Below are 19,359 nucleotides of genomic sequence, written 5' to 3' on the forward strand. Positions count from 1 at the left end.
ATTATGTGTGTGTAAAGGGTAGGAAGTATTTATTTTTTCTACCGAGAAAAACTGTGGTTTCAACCACGTCTGAAAAATTGTAATTTGTCACTGTCACTCCGTTGTTGCAAAGGAAAAGCGTAATGACCATTTCCAGATTTCCCAAAATTTTCGGTGCTTTACTGTTGGGGGCCTGCAGCACAGTCGCATTGCAGGCCGCTGCGCAGGATGGTGAAAATGCCACTCTTGTCGACGCGCTTAAATCCGGTGAAGTCGGGTTGAATCTGCGTTATCGCGTAGAGATCGTCGACCAGGAAGATTATGACCAGGATGGTATTAATGGGGATGCACTCGCGTCCACTCTGAGAACCCGCCTCAACTGGCGCAGCGGCAGCTACCGCGGCTTCAGTGGTTTTCTTGAGATGGACGATGTTACTGCAGTCGGTAACGACAATTACAATTCCACCGTCAATGGTAAAACTAATTACCCGATAGTGGCCGATCCGGATGGCACCGAGGTTAACCAGGCCTATATCCGTTTTAACGGAGAAAATTCCATAATTACTGCTGGTCGCCAGCGTATTAACCTCGATGGCCAGCGCTTTGTTGGCGGTGTTGGCTGGAGGCAGAACGAGCAGACTTACGACGGCATACGCTATCAGTATGGCAGCGCCGACAGCCTGCAGTTGGACTACAGCTACGTGTACAACGTAAACCGGGTTTTTGGTGAAGATAGCGCCGGCGCCGAATTTGAAGGCAATATTCAGCTACTCCATGCCAGCTACCCGGTGGCCGAAAACCATAAAGTCAGCGGTTTTGTTTACAGCCTGGATTTAGAAAATTTCGTGAATAATTCCAGCCGCACCTATGGGGTGGATTACAAAGGAAGTTTTGGCCCTGTAAAAGCTAATCTAAGCTACGCGCGCCAGGACGATACCGGGGACAACCCCTTCGACTACAATGCCGACTACTATCTGGCGGAAGTTGGCGCAGACCTGGGCCCGGTAACCGCAAAACTCGGTTATGAAGTACTGGGTTCTGATAATGGCGTTGGTTTCAAAACGCCGCTGGCTACCCTGCATAAATTCCAAGGTTTCACCGACCAGTTCTTGGTGACTCCAGGCGAAGGCATTGAAGATATGTATATCAGCGGTGCTATGAAACTTGTGGGTGGCAAGTTGAATATGGCCTACCACAATTTTGATGCGAATGAAGGTTCCGCAAATTATGGCCATGAGTGGAATATCAGCTACGGCCGCAAGCTGACAGAGGATATTTCTGCACTGGTGAAATACGCCTCTTACCAGGCTGACGATCACAACGTGGATACCGACAAGTTCTGGTTAATGGTTACCGCCAATTTTTAATTAAATAAAGCCGCTCCATAGCGAGGCCCCGGCTGTGGCCGGGGTTTTACTTATAAAAACCGACGAATTTCTGTAGGGGAATTTTTCGGTTTTTAGCCATTCTGCCTACTGAATTTCTATTTTGTGATGTTATTTCCCTTAATGGTTAGCATCACTGTGAGTACCAAGGGAGTACCACCTTTGCCCCAAGCATAAATTAACCAGCTTGATACACTGGCATCAGTTTAAACACCGAGTCCCGCTACCTAAACAGCGCCGTTTTTTATTGACGTTGCAAGGTGCCGGGACCGTGGCCGTACCGGCCACCAGGGTCTAGCGGGAAACTGCGCGGCCTCCCGAAATTGGAAAGGCGTTTAATGTTACAAGACAATTTTGGCCGTAGGTTTTACTACCTGCGCCTGTCCGTGACGGACATCTGCAACTACCGCTGCAACTACTGCCTGCCCGAGGGCATCGGTTGCGGACGTTCCCTGGAAGGGGAAAATCCTCTCTCAGTCGCTGAGGTGGGCACATTGGTGCACGCTTTCGCTTCACTGGGTACGGAAAAGGTACGCCTTACCGGCGGAGAGCCCTCCCTGCGCAAAGACCTGGTGCCGCTGCTCGAAGCCGTGCGCGCTAGCGATAAGATTCGCCGCTTAGCCATTACCACCAACGGTTACCGCCTGCCCAGTCAGATTGACGACTGGCACCGCGCGGGTCTGGATCAGGTGAATGTCAGTATCGACAGCCTCGACCCGGCTCAATTCCACCATATCACCGGCCACAATCGCCTGGATAAAGCCTTAGCAGGCCTGGATCGCGCCCTGGCCTTGGGTATCGATACCAAGGTCAATGCAGTGCTGATGCGTCAGTACAACCTGGCCGAGCTGGATAACTTCCTCGCCTGGGTTCGCGAGACTCCGGTGACCCTGCGCTTTATTGAATTGATGCGCACCGGCGATAACCGCGAGTTCTTCGCCAGTAACCATGTCTCCGGTGGCGATATAGAAACCCTGCTGCTGCGGGAAGGCTGGGAGCAGGTGATCCGCACCCGCGATGCCGGTCCGGCGCGGGAGTATTTCCACCCGGATTACGCCGGCCGTATCGGCCTGATTACCCCTTACGGCAAAGACTTCTGCGCAAGCTGCAACCGCCTGCGGGTATCGGCCCAGGGCAAGCTACACCTGTGCCTGTTTGCGGACCAGGGCTTTGATATGCGCGAAATCATTGCCGCCGGCGATAGCGAAGCGCTGGCAGCCCATATCCGTGAGTTGATTGTGGATAAAACCGCAGGCCACCAACTGCACGAAGGTTTTACCGGCGCTACCCGCAATCTGGCGATGCTGGGGGGCTAGGGTTATGGCCAGGGCTCTTGTTAGTAAATCGACAATCGGCGTGGTGCTGGCCGGCGGCCGCTCCAGCCGGATGGGCCGAGACAAGGCCCTGCTGGCACACCCCCAGCAGGGCAATTTTTTGCAGCATGCTGAGGCATTGCTGAGAGAGCTTCCGCTGGAAAAAGTCGTCACCAGCGGCGCCCGCCCCGGAGCGATCGAAGACCTGGTGCCAGAACGGGGCCCACTGGGCGGCCTTTATTCGGTAGCCCTGGCAACCGGTGCCGATGCAGCCCTGGTGATTCCGGTAGATATGCCCCTGCTCGGGCGGGAGCACCTCGCAGAGTTATTGGCAGAGGGGCAGGCAAGTGGCCGGCCCTGTTATTTTGAAAACTTCTTTTTTCCCCTGTGGCTGCCTCTGAACAGCGACTGCCTGGATTATTTGCGCCGTGCCGTTGAGGGCTGTGCACGCAATTCTGTCGGCGCGCTGCTGCGTCACCTGGGGGCCAAATCCATACCCATAAAAAGTGCTGGCGATTGGCATCGCAATATCAATACGCCGGCAGATTATCTCGGCTTGAGTACGCCGGATAAAACTCCAGAAAACAGTTTTTTGAGAGACCACTGATTATGTCCGCACACGCTAGCAAAGAATTTGTACCGCTCAATATTGCGGTACTTACCGTATCCGATACCCGCAACGAGCAGACCGATACCTCTGGCCAGTACCTGGTGGAAGCCCTCAAAACTGCCGGCCATCAGCTCGCGGATAAGCGCATTACCCCGGACGATGTTTACCAGATGCGCGCGGTGGTCTCCGCCTGGATTGCCGATCCCAAAGTACAGGTGGTATTGGTGACCGGCGGTACTGGTTTTACCGATCGCGACTCCACGCCGGAGGCCCTGAGCCCGTTGTTCGATAAAACCGTCGACGGCTTCGGCGAGCTGTTCCGCCATATTTCCCTGGGGGATATCGGCAGCTCCACCGTGCAATCCCGCGCGCTCGCCGGCCTCGCTAATCGCACGCTGATATGTTGTATGCCCGGCTCCACCGGAGCCTGCCGCACGGCTTGGGAAGGCATATTGCTGGAGCAGCTGGATGCCCGGCACAAGCCCTGTAACTTTATCCCCCATGTGCGCTTTGCCAGCGCGCCCTGCGAGAGCCGGGGGTAATTTGTGAGCCAATTAACCCATTTAAACCAGCGCGGCGAAGCCAGCATGGTGGATGTTACCGAGAAGGACATCACTGACCGCAGCGCCCTGGCCGAGAGCAGCATCTGTATGAGTGCAGAGGCTTTTGCACTGCTTAGCCAAGGGGCGCACAAAAAAGGCGATGTGCTTTCTGTAGCTCGTATCGCCGGTATCCAGGCCGCGAAGAAAACCTCGGATTTAATTCCCCTGTGCCATCCGCTGGCGTTGACCAAAGTAGCGGTGGATTTCGAATTACAGCCGGAAAAACACAGTGTGCATATCACTGCTTTCTGCCGCCTGGCCGGGCGCACTGGGGTAGAGATGGAAGCGTTAACTGCGGCTTCGGTAGCGGGGCTGACCATTTACGATATGTGCAAAGCCGTGGACCCGGCGATGGAAATCGGCCCGACCCGCCTGCTGCAAAAAACCGGCGGTAAGCGCGGCCACTGGCGCGGCGATGCTGCGGACAAGGCGTAACAATTTCAGAGGTGTAAAGCGATGGTAAAGGTTCTGTTTTTCGCGCGTCTGCGCCAGCAATTGGGCATGGGCGAGATTACCCTGGAGGACTTTTCCGGCAGTCTCAGCGAGTTGCGCAAAACCCTATGTGAACAGCACCCGGATTGGAGCCCGCATCTGCAAAGGGATGATATTCGTATGGCCCTGAACCAGGAGCTGGCAGAAACCGGAGACCAGGTGAAGGCTGGGGATGAAGTTGCATTTTTCCCGCCGGTTACCGGCGGCTAGTGGTGCCAATATGAAAGCCGTTGATCGTATTGAAGTCTGTGAAACGCCCCTCGACGTAGCGGCTGAATATACTGCGCTGCAAGGCAACAGTGGTGATGGTGCCTGCGCCCTGTTTGTGGGTTCGGTGCGGGACTTCAATGCCGGTAGTGATGTCTGCGGCTTGGCTCTGGAACACTATCCGGGCATGACCGAAAAAAGCCTGCAACGGATTATCAATGATGCCCGCGATCGCTGGTCCCTGGGTCGTGTGACTATCGTCCACCGGGTTGGCCCCATGCAGATCAACGATGAAATTGTTTTTGTCGGTGTTACCAGCCCCCACCGCCAGGCTGCCTTTGCCGCCTGCCAATACATCATGGATCGCCTCAAAACTGAGGCGCCTTTCTGGAAGCGCGAAGCGGTAGCGGATGAGTCCGGTAAACCTTCAGAGCGCTGGGTTGAAGCTCGGGCCAGCGATGCTGCGGAGATGGAAAAGTGGTCCGCCGGCTGAGCCTGCTGCTATCCGCTTTACTGGTGGCCATCGCGCTGCCGGTTAATGCGGATAACTGCACCTTGCGGGTGGCGGTAGCGGCCAGCTTCCGCCCGGCACTGGAAGAGGTACTGCCGGAATTTGAGCGTCGCCATGCCTGTGTGGTGCAAATCAGCAGTGGCAGCTCCGGGGTGCTCTACCAACAAATAGCGCACCGCGCGCCCTTCGATTTATTCCTGTCTGCTGATCGCGAGCGACCTGAACTGTTGGAAAAGCAGGGTGGGGCACTGGGTAGCAGTCGTCAGACTTACGCCCTGGGTTTACTGGCTCTCTGGCACCCAAAATCGGAATCGAATATCGAGCAGTTACTGCAAACCTGGCCCGATAAAATTGTATTAGCCGATCCGAAAGTAGCGCCGTTCGGCAGTGCCGCACGGCAAGCGCTGCAAAGCCTGGATTTGTGGAAGAAAAAACAAACTCAATTGGCCCGGGCCCACAATGCAGGCCAAGCCTATTTAATGCTGGATTCCGGCAATGCGCAGCTGGGCTTTGTCGCCGCCAGCCAGATGCAAGCAGCCGGTCGCGATAACTACTGGCTGTTGCCGCAGCATTTGTATAAACCCATTGAGCAGCAGCTGCTGATTCCCACCCAGAGCCGTCGGCCGAAAGAGGCGCAGTCCCTCGCTGACTATTTGCGTTCAGGGGAAGTGCAGGCGCAACTACAGCACTTGGGTTACGGTGTTTTGCCGACTCAAGATCGAAGTAGAGACGGAGGGAGTGGCTTATGAATATCGCCGCTGCCGACTGGCAGGCCCTGTGGCTAACTTTAAAATTGGCCGGCTTAACTACCTTGCTCCTGTTTATTATCGGCGTGCCCCTGGCCTGGAAATTGAGCCAATGGCAGAGCCGCTGGCGCCATGGCATAGAGGTATTAATTACCCTGCCGCTGGTACTGCCACCCACGGTGTTGGGTTTTTATTTACTGCTTTTATTTTCCCCTAACTATGCGCCCGGGCAGTGGCTGTCACAACTTTTTGATGGCCCTTTGGTGTTTTCCTTTACCGGCCTGGTGTTTGCGTCAGTGATTTATTCCCTGCCGTTTATGGTGCAGCCGCTGTTGGCTGCGTTTAATGCCAATGGCCAGCGCCTGACCCAGGCTGCCGCAGCGCTGGGTATACCGCCCTGGGCGGCACTATTAAAAGTTCTTTTGCCGGCGAGTCGCGCCGCTATTGTGAGTGCCTGCGCTTTAACGTTTGCCCATACCTTGGGTGAGTTTGGGGTAGTGCTGATGATTGGTGGCGCTATTCCCGGTGAGACCCAGGTGGTTTCTATCGCTCTTTATCAGCATGTGGAGGCGATGGAATACGGAGCCGCGCACCGGCTGGCTTTGATGCTGATGGGGATTACTACGGTACTGCTACTCGCTGCCCGTTGGCTGGGACATAGATTGGCTCCGCGTGGATCAAACAACGAGCAGGCTAAACCGGTAGTGGGGGTGCTGGGCTAATGGAAATCACCTTACCCCTATTCGGTACTGCGTCTACCACTTCTGATTCCACCGGACTGAGTGTTACAGGGCTGGTGACTTCGCTTAACGCTGCGACTCCCTGGCAATTAGAGCTGCCTGCCTCTGGAGTTTTTGGCCTTACCGGCCCCTCCGGCAGCGGCAAGAGTACATTGTTGGCAGCCCTGGCTGGCCAGCGCCATTGCCGTGGCCATATCACTTTTGCCAATACGGTTTGGCAGCGCGGACGCCGCGCCCTGGCTACCCATAAAAGAACGCTTTCTTTGGGCTTTCAGGACAGCCGCCTGTTTGCCGGCCAGTCGGTGGCAGATAACCTGGCACTGGCCCGCCGTTACAGCCGCAGGCCACTGCCCGAGGAAGAGTGTGGTCGGCTGCTAGAGGCTTTTGGTATTGAACCGCTGCTATATCAGCCGGTGGAGCTATTGTCTGGTGGAGAGGCCCAGCGTGTGGCTGTATTGCGCCAGCTTTTTAACAACGCGCCGCTGCAATTATTTGATGAGCCACTATCAGCGGTTGACCGTGCCCAGGTACTGCGGCGCCTATTGCCGACCCTACGGGATTTCTGGGCCCGATATCCGGCGCTGGTGATCTGGACCAGTCATGACTTTGATGAAATTCAACTGCTGGCCCAGCGTTGTTTATGGATGGATTCTGCCAATTTGTCCGCGCCACTTCCTTTACCTGAAGTTGCCCAGCGCCTGGATAGCCACGGTGTAGGGGATAGCTGTCGCAGCCGGATTGAAGCGCGAGTGGAATCCTTAAACGATGGTCTGCTCACTTTGGATTTAGGGGGGATTTCCATCTTTGCAGATAGGGTGGCAGGCCATTATCGCAAAGGCGATACCGCAGCTTTCCTGTTGGAGGCTGGAGATATCAGCCTTAGTGTAGAGAAGCCGGGCTTGTCCAGTATCCTCAATTGCCTGCAGGTAACTTTAGTTGCTAAGCAGAACCTTACCGATGGTCGCATTCGCCTGCGGTTAGCTGCTGCTGATCAGGTGTTCTACGCAGATATTTCCCGTCTCTCCTGCGAGCGTCTAGAACTGCGTGAAGGCACTACCTACTTTGCCCAGTTTAAGGCCGGTAGTCTTGCCGGTTTGTAAGCCTCTTACTTCTCTTTGAATAACCTTGTACTGAAAACTTCTGCGGAATATGGAGGTTTAGAATGGCTGAGGGAAATGGCTGTAGAAAAAGGTATCGCTTCTCCACCAGTGCATCATAAAAAAGGGGAGGTAAAAACCTCCCCGAAGCAACGGTATCCCGTGAGTGAAACTGAATTAAGGGTTATAGAACTCCCCGTTCTTACGCAGGTAGAACCAGTAGTTAACCACCAGGCAAACCGCGTAGAAGATGGCAATGCCTGCCAGGGCGTATTCCGGAGTGGTGGCTTTGATCTGCTCGCCGAAGACCTTGGGAATATAGAAGGCACCGTAGGCGGCAACTGCTGAAGTCCATCCCAATACCGGACCTGCCTGCTCTTTCGGGAACACCATGGCGATGGTGCGGAAGGTAGAGCCATTGCCGATACCGGTAGCGGCGAACAGCACCAGGAACAGCAGGAAGAAGGGCAGGAAGAACTCTTCCGGCGTGGCTGAGCCGTAGGCGGCCTTCATGTAATAGGCCACACCCAGGGCACTAGCCACCATGATTGCGGCACAGATTTGGGTAACCAGGGCTCCGCCGATACGGTCGGAGATCCAACCACCTACCGGGCGAATCAGGGCGCCGATAAACGGACCCATCCAGGCGTACATCAGGGCGCTGGGGCCATTGTTGTTGATGGTATCGTGAGTCATAACCCCGTCCACCATCACGTGGCTGTACCCGAAGATCACTTTGATAGCCAGGGGGAAGGCCGCCGCGAAACCGATAAAGCTGCCGAAGGTCATGGTGTAAATCACACTCATTACCCAGGTGTGCTTGTTGTTGAAGATGCGGTACTGGCGTTGCAGGCTGGTTCTGATCTCACCGGGCAGCAGTTTCAAACCGAACACGGTGGCAGTGATTACCAGCACCAGCACGATTTCCTTGGGCACGCCCCAGCCTGAACCATTGGCCGCTTCGGGAAGCAGCAGCCACAGACCTGCGATTGCGGTGAAGAGGCCGATTCCCAACATCATGGTCATCTTCATCATGGCACCGAGCGAGCTGCCCACATCCGGGGTGACTTCGTCGGTGCGCAGATTGTTCATGCCGAACCAGCCCACAAAGGCCAGCGGAATCAGGAACAGCAACCATACAAAACCGGCATTTTGAATCCACGCTTCAGAACCGGCCGGTATCTTGCCTATCAGTGAGCCAGAGCTACTCACCAGGGTCATGGGATCGCCGCCAGCAGCGCCGAAGGCTCCGAAAGTCATAAACAGCGGTACCAGGATCTGCATGGTGGTAACACCGAAGTTGCCCAGGCCTGCATTCAGGCCAAGCGCCAGCCCCTGCTTTTCCTTGGGAAAAAAGAAACTGATATTGGACATGGAAGAGGCGAAATTACCACCGCCGATGCCAGACAACAGCGCCAGCAATTGGAATACCCACAGTGGAGTCTCCTTGCTCTGCAGGGCGATACCGGTGCCGAGTGCTGGGATCATCAACAGGGCTGTGGTAAATACAATGGTGTTGCGCCCACCGAACAATCGAATAAAGAAACTACTGGGTATTCGCAGGGTAGCGCCGGTGAGACCGGCGATGGCCATTAGGGTAAATAGATCGGCTTTGGCAATGGGGAAGCCAAGGTTGAGCATTTGAACGGTAATAATGCCCCAGTAGAGCCACACGGCGAAGCCGCACAGCAAACTGGGAATGGATATCCACAAATTCCGGTTTGCGATTTTCTTGCCCTTGGACTGCCAGAATTTGCTGTCCTCCGGGGCCCACTCGTAGATGTCAGACACGGCGGCCACTCCTCCTCGAAATGATTCGTACAGCCACTATGGGCCGGGGTTTGAGCCTACTCAATTACCAACAGGAAGTAACCCTTTTGCCCTGGAGTAATAGCTACCTCTTAGGGGGTAAGTGCCGAGGTGGGACGCTATGGTAAAGTCACTGTACAGATTTAAACCAATTTTCAAATTGAAGCGGGGCTCTCTATGATTTCTTCTGCTACGGTAATGATGGTCGATGACCACCCGCTATTTCGCAAAGGCCTTAAACAATTATTTGCAATGGAGCCCGGCCTGGAGCTGGTGGCCGAGGCCAGTAGCGGAGAGGAAGCGCTGGTGCTGGCCAAGCAACACGAGCCGGACCTTATTCTGCTGGACCTGAATATGCGCGGTATGGATGGGCTGGATACACTGCGCGCAATGCGTGCTGCAGATGTTTCCTCGCGTATCGTGATACTCACCGTTTCTGATAATAATGCCGACGTGGTGTCTTGTATCCGCGCCGGTGCCGATGGCTATCTGCTCAAGGATATGGAGCCCGAGGATATCCTTGAACAAGTCATTCTGGCTACTCATGGCAAACTTGCAATCAGCCAGCGTCTCACGGAAATTCTCGCCTCGGCACTGCGCAAACCGGATAACTCCGGAGCGGATATCCTCTCTTCTCTTACAAGTCGTGAATACCAGATACTGCAATTAATCGCCGATGGCCTGAGTAACAAATTAATTGCTCGCGAATTAGATATTAGTGATGCAACAGTGAAGGTGCACGTTAAACACTTATTGAAGAAATTGGGGATGCGCTCCCGTGTGGAAGCCGCTGTGTGGATGGTCAATCAAAGACGCCCTGATTTCCAGGATCGAAACCACTGATCACTCTGCCCCAATCGCAAAGGACTGAAGTAAGAGAAATTCTCTATGCCCACTATCGACTGCTGTAGCCAACCGGGTCTGATGCCCATAGAAAGTGCCCGCGAAAAACTTCTCGAAACACTGAGTCCAATCAGTGGCACTGAGAATTTGTCCCTGGCACAAGCCGCCGGTCGAGTATTGGCTGAGGATGTTTTCTCCACCGTTAACCTACCGCCCTGCGACAACTCCGCGATGGACGGTTACGCCTTGCGATTTGAAGACTTGGCCAGTGGCTTGCCGCTGGAGCTGATCGGCAAATCCTTTGCCGGAGCACCTTTTGACGGTGTGGTGAACCCGGGCACTTGCGTGCGCATTATGACGGGAGCTGCAGTACCCGCCGGTGCAGATACGGTGGTGATGCAGGAAAATGTCGATGCTCAGGAAGAGTCGATACGTATAAACGGTGAAGTTCGCCCTGGAGATCATATTCGCCGCTGCGGTGAAGATGTTGCCGAAGGGGCTAGCCTGCTTAAGGCCGGAGTGCGTATTAGCGTTCCCCATATCGCCCTGCTCGCCGCTGCCGGTGTTGGCACAGTGGCAGTAGTGCGCAAACCAGTAATTGCCCTTTTCTCTACTGGCGATGAACTGCGTCAGCCCGGCGAAGCCCTAGGTACAGGCGATATCTACGATAGCAACCGCATCGCTCTATTGGCTGCTCTCGATCAGTTGGATCTGGAAATTTTGGACTTGGGTATTTTGCCCGATAACAAACAGGCCATCACCAATGCCTTGCAACGCGCTTCCCAAGAGGCCGATGCCATTATTACCTCCGGAGGAGTCTCCGTTGGTGAAGCGGATTACACCCGTGAAGTGTTGGAAGAATTGGGAGAGATTGGCTTCTGGAAAGTAGCGATGAAGCCAGGCAAACCTTTTGCCTTTGGTTTCCTACAGGGAACCCCTTTCTTTGGCCTACCCGGCAATCCGGTTTCCGCATTGGTTACCTTCTACCAGCTGGCCGTGCCGGCCCTGAGTGTGATGAAAGGCGATCAGTGGACTGGCCCGCAGACCTTACAGGCAAAACTGTTAAAACCCCTGAAGAAAAAGCCCGGCCGTACCGATTTCCAGCGGGGAGTTTACCGCAGCGATGGAAGTGGGGCACTGGTGGTGGAGCCGGTTGGCACCCAAGGGAGCCATATTCTTACCGGCCTGGCTGTTGCTAATTGCTTTATTGTTTTGGCGCGGGATAGCGGCAGCGTAGAAGCTGAGGAGCAAGTGGTGATTGAGCCTTTGGGGGTGCCGTTGGGGTAGGGCTGCTAATAGACTTTTGTGGCTGGCCAGAGCCGATATTTGTCTATCTAAGAAAGTTTGTCTCAAGCTGATGTAATCAGAGAGGATTAGCTTCGCCCTTTGGGTTCGCTGCTCTCCGGCAGCTATGCTGCCTCCGAGTCGAACCTGAGCTCGAACGAAGCCCGGGAGTGAGCCATATACAAAGAAGCCCGCTTATGCGGCTAGTGTGCGAGAGGATGAGCTTCGCCCTTTGGGCTCGCTGCTCTGCGGCAGCTATGCTGTCTCCGAGTCGAACCTGAGTTCGAACAAAACCTGGGAGTGAGCCATATACAAAGAAGCCCGCTTATGCGGGGAGTGTGCGAGAGGATTAGCTTCGCCCTTTGGGCTCGCTGCTCTACGGCAGCTTTGCTGCCTTAGAGTCGAACCTGAGTTCGAGCGAAGCCTGGGAGCTTGCCATATATAAGGAAGCCCGCTTATGCGGGTGGTGTGCGGGAGGATTAGCTTCGCCCGTTGGGCTCGCTGCTCTACGGCAGCTTTGCTGCCTCCGAGTCGAACCTGAGTTCGAACAAAACCTGGGAGTGAGCCATATACAAAGAAGCCCGCATAAGCGGACTTCTTTGTATATGGCCCGCCCGAGAGGATTCGAACCTCTGACCTTCGCCTCCGGAGGGCGACGCTCTATCCAGCTGAGCTACGGGCGGTTTTGGCTATCTGCGCTAATGGGAGGCGGATTATACAGAAGGGTGGGGGCGGGTGAAAGGACTTATGGCGCTTCTACGCAGGCTTTGGCAGGGGGCGGCACAGTGCTTATAATGCGCGGCGTGGAAGTTTGCGGCAGTAAATCGATAGTCTACGGGCCAACTCACTTCGGCCCTTTGGGGGAATAGCATGAAGAGCATTTTGGGTATTGTGGCGGCACTGGCCGTCAGTGCGGCTGCGGCAGTGGCCCAGTCTGTTGACCAGGAAATTGAACAGCGTATCGCTCCGGCGGGTGAGACCTGTATGAAGGGCGAGGAGTGTGCGGCGGCAGTAGCGGCTGCCCCGGAAGCTGCCAGTGGCGGCGCCCGCAGTGGTGAAGATATCTACAACAAGAGCTGTACTACCTGTCACGCGGCCGGTATAGCGGGCGCGCCTAAGTTTGGTGATGCCGCTGCCTGGGCACCGCGTATTGCCAAGGGCATGGACACTCTTTACACCAATGCCATCAATGGTATCAATGCCATGCCGCCTAAGGGCCTGTGTATGGATTGTAGCGATGACGAAGTGAAGGCTGCGGTTGATTATATGGTGGATAACAGTAAGTAAGCTGTTTAGTCGCTATAGATAAGGCCGCATTTTAAGCGGCCTTTTTTATTTCTCTCCTAAGCAAAACCTACCTTCCTCTAATCGGCTTTTTTCTTTCGGTCATTTCCAGCTAACACCTGGACCTTCAAATAAGCTTATCGAATGTCGTATAAAGCCAAATGATATAACTTGTCTTAAATGACTATAAGAAAATTCAGTGTCAGATAAGCTGCAATAGTAACTGTAATAAGCCGTAATTAGGCATTTAATCCCTACTCACGTAATAACTCTGTATTATCCGCGCCTGCCTGTAAGTTAGATGTATACAACAACTCAAGGAAATTACGCATGAAGCTGGGGAAACTCTTCTCTTTTGCTGCTCTATCGTTTGTATTGGCCGCTTGTAGTGGTGGTGGTGGAAGTGGGGGCGATAGCGTTAATGGTGAATTACCGGAAACGTCTAGTGGATCACCGGAAACATCTGAAGGAAGTGGTTCACAACAACCCCAGCTCATTATTCAAGGTTTAATTGGAGAAAATATTGACGGCTCTGCTTCAGTGGAAGTCAAGGTAGGCGATATTGATTACGATGCAACCGTTGATGGGAAAATTTTCTCAGCAGAAATCAAAAATGCAGCTTCTGATGAATTAATCAGTGTAGTTGTCCGTTATCCCGCCACCGAAGAGCGTAAAGAAGTTGTCCTAAAATCTTATGTGGGAAAATATTCACAGATCGAGGAACTAGAGAATGAAGGCTCTGTTTCTGTTTCTGAGTTGCCAACACTTTATGTTAATGCCTTGTCTACCGCTTCGGCTGCTTTTTTGGAAAAAGTGAATGAAGGTGATATCACTACATCTAATGAGTTGTTAAGTGCTTCACAGGTTTTACCGCAGGAAATATTGTTAGAGAGTGCTGTTGGGCTTCGTTATATTGTTAGTGGTGGTGAGTCGCCGTTATTTTCTCATGAAAATACTTATGACTTTATTCGGGATTATCCCGTGGCTGCAAAAGTAGCATTAGAGTTAAAAAACATATCTTCTTCGGGTATTAAAAAATATGAGCAGATTTTTGATCAGCTTGTAAATAATAAAGAACAGATTTTATCTGTTGAAAATTATTCTGGAGAGGATTTGATATTTGTCGCAGTGAATTCCACAGTAGCACGTATATATGGATTTGCTATGAATTTGACCGGGGGGGAGTCGGGTACTGGGTATTTCGCTGACAGTAATTATTCAGACCAGTTAAATAATTCTGTGAGTTATGTAAAAAAAGACAATTTGATAACTTTGGAAATGTCTGGCTCAGATCGAGTAAATTTTTATTTTAGTGAATGCTGGGGAGAAAATGGAAGCTCTGGAGCCCGGCTAAATAGTGTTCGTTTGAAAAAATATTACGATGCTGCATTTTATTCAGCCTATAAAGTTGATTATGATTATTCTTGTCAACAATTAGGCGGAGACGAAGTGTCTGCTGATTCCTTTGTGGTGAGTAGCTTTGCCCAAGTGAATACCCAGCGAACAGGAAGTTTAGAAGAAATATCTTCAGATGCGTTTTCTATCTCAGGTTTCAGAGATAGATCGAATGATGATAGCCTTTCAAGGGCCGGTTCCTGGGAGCCATCCATTATTGATCCAAATACAAAGGGTACAGTTAACCAAAGATTTGATCATCGATCTGGCTATGTAGATGATGGAAAACTGTCATTTAGTGATGCTGGGAATCTAGTTATCGAAAGTAATCGGGGGAGTAAAGTAGAGTATTATACTTTTGGTTCCGATGGTGTAGCTATGCGAACTTTGGGCGTGTTACGTCGAGATGATGGTTCTTTAGCTTCGGTTGGTGGACACTATGCTACCCCGGTTGTACAAGGTACGGAGATGCCTGTCGGTTCAGATATTTTCAATTACGGTGGAATCTTTGATTTATTTGATCCGGAATTTCCCAATTATTATGACCAATTTGGATTTCGGTACTATGAGGATGGTAGTGGTTATCAAGTGTATAAAGGGCCAGAATACATAACTGAGGCTGAGTGGGCTCGTTTTGGTTGGTCTGATAAAGAAAATTTTCGAGAACAAAGATATTTTGTAGATTTTGTTACTCGTGAAACATATAGTAGTTGTCCTGAAGGCAATATGAATTGTGTTGAGTGGCGTTATCGAGAAGTTGAGCCACTATTTTTTGATGGTACCTTTTATTATCTTCGTGTTTATCAGGAAATTGATAATTGTAAATTGAATGGTAGAGGCTCTTGTGTGGAAGCCTCCGGTTATATTGATCGCTGGAAAGTGTCTGCAATACAATAATTTATTAACGCTTCTAGCTGTTAAAGTGAAATGGCAGGCTTAGAGAAATTTATGCGAGTGTATGTAAGATATCGGTGGCAATATGAAATACAGTTTTCTCGCCAGATGATTATCTGAAGTAAAAAGGCCGCTTATTAAGCGGCCTTTTTGTGGAGTTGATTGAGTGGTCTAATTCTCCTAATCAAACATACTCAACAAAGACCCTAAAGTTTCCTCTCCCTTCGCCTGATTCTGCTCCGGCGTCGCTTTACCAAACCCTTCCAACAACACATCTTCTTCCGGCAATTCGTCAATAAAGCGGCTGGGTGTGGTGTCCTGGGTTTCGCCGAACTGTTTGCGCTTGCCTGCCAAAGTCATGGTGAGGGTGCGTTGGGCGCGGGTAATACCCACGTAGGTGAGACGGCGCTCCTCTTCGATGTTGTCGTCTTCAATACTGTTGCGGTGGGGAAGTAAGTTCTCTTCCATACCGATCATAAACACGTGGGGGAATTCCAGGCCCTTGGCGGCGTGCAGGGTCATCAGGCTGACCTTATCGGTGGCTTCCTCTTCTTCCTGGCGCTCGAGCATATCCCGCAGGATCAGTTTGGAGATGGCCTGTTCCAGGCGGATATCCTGCTCCAGTTCATCGTCGGTGCCCTCCATAATCTTGTTGAGGCTTTCCAGCAACCAGTACACATTCTCCATGCGCTTTTCGGCCACCTTCTCGCTGCTGGCGTTTTGTGAGAGCCAGCCGGCGTAGTCGATATCTTCCAGCATCTCACGCAGGGCGCCATTGGCTGTGGTATCGCGACAGTTGCGCTGTACCCCTTCGAGCCACAGGGCGAAGCGATTTAGGCGCTCGTAGCCCTGCTCGTTGATATGCTCCTTAAAGCCCAATTCCGAGCAGGCTTTGAACATGGAAATCTCTCGGCCCTTGGCGTAGTTGCCCAAGGCTTCCAGGCTGCTGGTACCTATTTGGCGACGCGGGGTATTGATAATGCGCAGGAACGCGTTGTCATCATCCGGATTTACCAACAGGCGCAGGTAGGCCATCACGTCCTTGATTTCAGCGCGGGCGAAGAAGGAAGTACCGCCGGACATCTGGTAGGGAACCTGGTGCTCCTGCAATTTCATTTCGATCAGGCGCGCTTGGTGGTTGCCGCGATAGAGCACGGCAAAATCCATAAACTTGCAGCCGCGACGGCTCTTTTGCAGAAAGATCTCGTTGGCGACCCGCTCCGCTTCCTCGTTTTCATTGGCCACCTTGAGCACGCGGATCTCCTCACCCAGGCCGCGATCGGACCACAATGCTTTGTCGAATTCGTGAGGATTGTGGGCGATCAGGTGGTTGGCCACTTTGAGGATGCGGCTGGTGGAGCGGTAGTTCTGCTCCAGTTTGATCAGGCGAAGGTTGGGGAAGTCGGTCTTCAGCGCACTCATATTTTCCGGGCGCGCGCCGCGCCAGGCGTAGATAGACTGGTCATCGTCTCCCACCACTGTGAGGCCGCCGCGCCCGCCCACCAGCAGCTTCACCAGCAGGTACTGGGAGTTGTTGGTGTCCTGATATTCGTCCACTAGTAGGTAGCGAATCTTTTTGCGCCAGCGTTGCAGTAACTCTGGATCTTTGTCGAACAACTGTACCGGCAGCAGGATCAGGTCGTCGAAGTCGACGGCATTGTAGGCCTTGAGGGCTTCGCAGTAGCGATCGTAGGCAACCGCGATGGCCTGCTCACCGGGGCTCTGTGCCTGCTCCAGGGCACGGCGCGGGGTGAGCATATCGTTCTTCCAGTTGGAGATCTGGTTTTGTACCCGATCCAACAGGTCTGTATCCAGGTCGCCATCCCTGAGCATCAGCTCCTTGATCAGGGCGCGGGCGTCTTCCGCATCGAAGATGGAGAAACCGGGCTTAAAGCCGGCGGCGCGGTATTCCTTGCGCAGGATATTCAGCCCAAGGTTGTGAAAGGTGGATACGGTGAGACCGTGACTCGCCTTGGAGCGCTTGCCATCCGGGCCCGCCAGCAGTTTGCTGACCCGCTCTTTCATCTCCCGTGCCGCCTTGTTGGTGAAGGTGAGGGCGGCGATATTGCGCGCGGCGTAGCCACACTGCTCGATCAGGTAGGCGATCTTGCGGGTGATTACGCTGGTCTTGCCGGAGCCGGCACCGGCCAGTACCAGGCAAGGGCCATCGACGTACTTCACGGCTTCGGATTGGCGGGGATTGAGCTGGGTCATAGATGGGGCTGCATCTTCGCGTCGCGGAAAAACGGGAGATTCTAGCAGTCTTGGCTCGAATCATCCCAGTACCAGTGCGAACCACCGGCCACACGTATACTTTGCCCTTGGGATTGGCTATAACTGCGCCTTATTCCCTGCTTGTGTAACCCCATGCAACAACCCATCGCCGGCTACCACCTGGATGAAGAGAATCACTGGGTGGCGGAGCTCGCCTGTGGCCACTTCCAACATGTACGCCACAATCCTCCCTGGACCAACCGGCCCTGGGTGATCACTGAACAAGGGCGCGAGTCCATGCTGGGATTCCAGCTCAATTGCAAGAAATGCGATGAGGGCGCACCGCCCGATACGCTCGAAAAGGTTGTATAGCCATGACAAAACTCTGGGTCGATGCCGACGCCTGCCCGGTCGCCATCAAGGAAATCCTGTTTCGCGCCGCTGAGCGTACAGCCACAGAACTGACTTTGGTGGCCAACCAAGCGGTGCGGGTGCCGCCGTCGCGCTATATTCGCTCCGTGCAAGTGACAGCGGGTTTTGATGTGGCGGATAACGAGATAGTGCAGCGCTGCGAGGCGGGGGATCTGATTATTACCAGCGATATCCCCCTGGCAGCAGAGGTGATCGACAAGGGTGCTGAAGCCCTTAATCCCCGTGGGGAGCGCTATACCAAAGCCAATATCCGCGCGCGTCTGAATATGCGGGACTTTATGGATACCCTGCGCTCCAGCGGCGTGCATACCGGCGGACCACCGGCCCTTAGCCAGGCGGACCGCAAAGCTTTTGCCGATCAGTTAGATAGATGGCTGGCAAAGAGTCGCAAGTAACTTTAAGGAGAATTGCCGTGGATAATTTGAGACTGAAGCCAATGGAAGAGTGGCAATTCCCAACATTGATGTCTTGGCTACCTGATAGGGAGCAGTGCCAACAGTGGGGGGGGCCTGATTTCAGGTTTCCGTTCGAGGGGAGGTCCTTCTTGGAGGATTGTCGATGGCCGGAGTTGCCCAGCTACGCACTTCAGGACAGCAGCGGCGATGTGCTGGCTTTTGGGCAGTATTACCAACTCCTGGGCCGCTGCCACCTAAGTCGCTTAATTGTCTCTCCCAATCATCGCGGAGCCGGATTAGGACGTTCGCTAGTAGTACAGCTTGCACAAACAGGAGCCAGAGCCCTGGATGCAATCGAGTGCTCTTTATTTGTCCTGCGTACTAATCTAGCGGCACGGACTCTCTACCAGAAATTGGGTTTTGAGGAAGCGGCTTATCCTGGGCAGCGAAAATGGCTGGATCAGTGCGATTTTATGCTTGTACCTTCTAAAGGTTTTCAGCAGAAACAAAATATTGAATAGCGAATATTCCATGCCTGAATTAATACAACCCATTACTGAACGCTTACAGCTACGCCAGTGGCGAGAGGAAGATAAGCCTGTATTTGCTGAAATGAATGCCGACGCCAGGGTGATGGAGTTTTTCCCCTCATTGCTGACGCGACAGCAGAGTGACGCCGGTGTGGATCGCAGTATTGCGCATATTGAGAAGTACGGCTGGGGCTTTTGGGCTTTGGAGCTGAGAGAAACCGAAGAGTTTCTCGGGTTTGTCGGTATGAAAAATGTGACTGAAGATTTGCCCTTCGCACCGGCGGTAGAGATTGGCTGGCGCTTGGCCTTCCCTTATTGGGGAAAAGGCTATGCCAGTGAAGCCGCAAAAGCCTCTTTGGATGTAGCTTTTAATACCTTGAATCTCAGTGAGGTCGTTTCTTTTACACCGTTACAGAACCTTCGCTCCCAGCGAGTGATGGAGCGGTTGGGTATGCGGCGGGATTCTCTTGTCTTTGAACATCCGCAGGTTCCAACTGAAAGCCCTTTGTTAAAACATTGTTTATATCGTATCAATGCTGATGAATGGTCTAGAGAGCATTCAGTCAAATAATTTATCTACTCTGGGTGCTCTTTTGC

General features: G+C 53.0%; 20 protein-coding genes, 1 tRNA gene and 1 riboswitch. Of the genes, 18 read left to right on the forward strand and 3 right to left on the reverse strand.

The annotated features are described in order from the left end of the window. Positions 1-122: 122 nt before the first annotated feature. The 10 genes from MJO52_RS00815 to MJO52_RS00860 all read left to right on the forward strand — a co-directional run bounded on the left by MJO52_RS00815 (position 123) and on the right by MJO52_RS00860 (position 7,685). Positions 123-1,346: an alginate export family protein gene (locus tag MJO52_RS00815; RefSeq protein WP_252084120.1), complete on the forward strand. Its 1,224-nt coding sequence runs from the start codon at positions 123-125 to the stop codon at positions 1,344-1,346. 217 nt (positions 1,347-1,563) lie between these two features. Continuing rightward, a riboswitch (molybdenum cofactor riboswitch) is annotated at positions 1,564-1,714 on the forward strand. Next, positions 1,703-2,680 (forward strand): GTP 3',8-cyclase MoaA, encoded by a 978-nt coding sequence (gene moaA, locus MJO52_RS00820; protein WP_252084121.1) that lies wholly within the window; start codon positions 1,703-1,705, stop codon positions 2,678-2,680. (Overlaps the previous riboswitch by 12 nt.) A 4-nt stretch (positions 2,681-2,684) precedes the next feature. Beyond that, positions 2,685-3,284: a molybdenum cofactor guanylyltransferase gene (gene mobA, locus MJO52_RS00825; protein WP_252084122.1), complete on the forward strand. Its 600-nt coding sequence runs from the start codon at positions 2,685-2,687 to the stop codon at positions 3,282-3,284. 2 nt (positions 3,285-3,286) lie between these two features. Further along, on the forward strand, positions 3,287-3,829 hold the full coding sequence (moaB, locus tag MJO52_RS00830; protein WP_108731355.1) for a molybdenum cofactor biosynthesis protein B: 543 nt from the start codon (positions 3,287-3,289) through the stop codon (positions 3,827-3,829). 3 nt (positions 3,830-3,832) lie between these two features. After that, a complete protein-coding gene (gene moaC / locus MJO52_RS00835; protein WP_252084123.1) occupies positions 3,833-4,324 on the forward strand; it encodes a cyclic pyranopterin monophosphate synthase MoaC in 492 nt (163 codons plus the stop codon). Between the two features lie 21 nt (positions 4,325-4,345). Beyond that, entirely contained in the window at positions 4,346-4,591 is a 246-nt protein-coding gene (gene moaD, locus MJO52_RS00840; protein ID WP_252084124.1) for a molybdopterin converting factor subunit 1, read from the forward strand. A gap of 10 nt (positions 4,592-4,601) precedes the next feature. Continuing rightward, positions 4,602-5,081: a molybdopterin synthase catalytic subunit MoaE gene (gene moaE / locus MJO52_RS00845; RefSeq protein WP_252085941.1), complete on the forward strand. Its 480-nt coding sequence runs from the start codon at positions 4,602-4,604 to the stop codon at positions 5,079-5,081. Further along, positions 5,066-5,848 carry a molybdate ABC transporter substrate-binding protein gene (gene modA, locus MJO52_RS00850; protein ID WP_252084125.1) on the forward strand — a complete coding sequence of 261 codons (783 nt, stop codon included), beginning with the start codon at positions 5,066-5,068 and terminating at the stop codon, positions 5,846-5,848. The genes moaE and modA overlap by 16 nt, the downstream gene beginning before the upstream one ends. Next, a complete protein-coding gene (modB, locus tag MJO52_RS00855; RefSeq protein WP_252084126.1) occupies positions 5,845-6,567 on the forward strand; it encodes a molybdate ABC transporter permease subunit in 723 nt (240 codons plus the stop codon). The genes modA and modB overlap by 4 nt, the downstream gene beginning before the upstream one ends. After that, positions 6,567-7,685: an ATP-binding cassette domain-containing protein gene (locus tag MJO52_RS00860; RefSeq protein ID WP_252084127.1), complete on the forward strand. Its 1,119-nt coding sequence runs from the start codon at positions 6,567-6,569 to the stop codon at positions 7,683-7,685. The genes modB and MJO52_RS00860 overlap by 1 nt, the downstream gene beginning before the upstream one ends. Before the next feature lie 174 nt (positions 7,686-7,859). Here MJO52_RS00860 and MJO52_RS00865 read toward each other — a convergent pair whose 3' ends face one another. Next, the gene (locus MJO52_RS00865) at positions 7,860-9,473 is read right to left on the reverse strand and encodes an MFS transporter (RefSeq protein WP_252084128.1); all 1,614 of its coding nucleotides are present in this window, start codon (positions 9,471-9,473) and stop codon (positions 7,860-7,862) included. Positions 9,474-9,668: 195 nt separating this feature from the next. Here MJO52_RS00865 and narL point away from each other — a divergent pair, with 195 nt between their 5' ends. Both narL and moeA read left to right on the forward strand, forming a co-directional pair. Then, positions 9,669-10,334, forward strand: coding sequence for a two-component system response regulator NarL (narL, locus tag MJO52_RS00870; RefSeq protein WP_252084129.1), 666 nt, complete (start codon positions 9,669-9,671; stop codon positions 10,332-10,334). A 45-nt stretch (positions 10,335-10,379) separates the two neighbouring features. Beyond that, complete coding sequence (moeA, locus tag MJO52_RS00875) at positions 10,380-11,621, forward strand: molybdopterin molybdotransferase MoeA (protein WP_252084130.1); 1,242 nt, start codon at positions 10,380-10,382, stop codon at positions 11,619-11,621. Positions 11,622-12,224: 603 nt separating this feature from the next. Here the strand turns inward: moeA and MJO52_RS00880 are convergent. After that, positions 12,225-12,301, reverse strand: a tRNA-Arg gene (locus MJO52_RS00880). 187 nt (positions 12,302-12,488) lie between these two features. On the opposite strand from MJO52_RS00880, the gene MJO52_RS00885 reads away from it, so the two are divergent. Continuing rightward, positions 12,489-12,905, forward strand: coding sequence for a c-type cytochrome (locus tag MJO52_RS00885; RefSeq protein WP_252084131.1), 417 nt, complete (start codon positions 12,489-12,491; stop codon positions 12,903-12,905). Between the two features lie 327 nt (positions 12,906-13,232). Next, the gene (locus MJO52_RS00890; RefSeq protein WP_252084132.1) at positions 13,233-15,194 is read left to right on the forward strand and encodes a hypothetical protein; all 1,962 of its coding nucleotides are present in this window, start codon (positions 13,233-13,235) and stop codon (positions 15,192-15,194) included. Positions 15,195-15,371: 177 nt separating this feature from the next. Here the strand turns inward: MJO52_RS00890 and rep are convergent, their stop codons facing one another. Continuing rightward, positions 15,372-17,405 carry a DNA helicase Rep gene (rep, locus tag MJO52_RS00895; RefSeq protein ID WP_252084133.1) on the reverse strand — a complete coding sequence of 678 codons (2,034 nt, stop codon included), beginning with the start codon at positions 17,403-17,405 and terminating at the stop codon, positions 15,372-15,374. 153 nt (positions 17,406-17,558) lie between these two features. On the opposite strand from rep, the gene MJO52_RS00900 reads away from it, so the two are divergent. The 4 genes from MJO52_RS00900 to MJO52_RS00915 are packed head-to-tail and all read left to right on the forward strand — an operon-like array spanning position 17,559 to position 19,333. Continuing rightward, positions 17,559-17,777: a DUF3565 domain-containing protein gene (locus MJO52_RS00900; protein ID WP_252084134.1), complete on the forward strand. Its 219-nt coding sequence runs from the start codon at positions 17,559-17,561 to the stop codon at positions 17,775-17,777. 2 nt (positions 17,778-17,779) lie between these two features. Beyond that, complete coding sequence (locus MJO52_RS00905) at positions 17,780-18,232, forward strand: YaiI/YqxD family protein (RefSeq protein ID WP_152450565.1); 453 nt, start codon at positions 17,780-17,782, stop codon at positions 18,230-18,232. Positions 18,233-18,249: 17 nt separating this feature from the next. Continuing rightward, positions 18,250-18,753: a GNAT family N-acetyltransferase gene (locus MJO52_RS00910; RefSeq protein WP_252084135.1), complete on the forward strand. Its 504-nt coding sequence runs from the start codon at positions 18,250-18,252 to the stop codon at positions 18,751-18,753. Positions 18,754-18,763: 10 nt separating this feature from the next. Continuing rightward, positions 18,764-19,333 carry a GNAT family N-acetyltransferase gene (locus MJO52_RS00915; protein ID WP_252084136.1) on the forward strand — a complete coding sequence of 190 codons (570 nt, stop codon included), beginning with the start codon at positions 18,764-18,766 and terminating at the stop codon, positions 19,331-19,333. Positions 19,334-19,359 lie beyond the last annotated feature (26 nt).

The organism is Microbulbifer variabilis (assembly GCF_023716485.1).
Classification (GTDB): domain Bacteria; phylum Pseudomonadota; class Gammaproteobacteria; order Pseudomonadales; family Cellvibrionaceae; genus Microbulbifer; species Microbulbifer variabilis_B.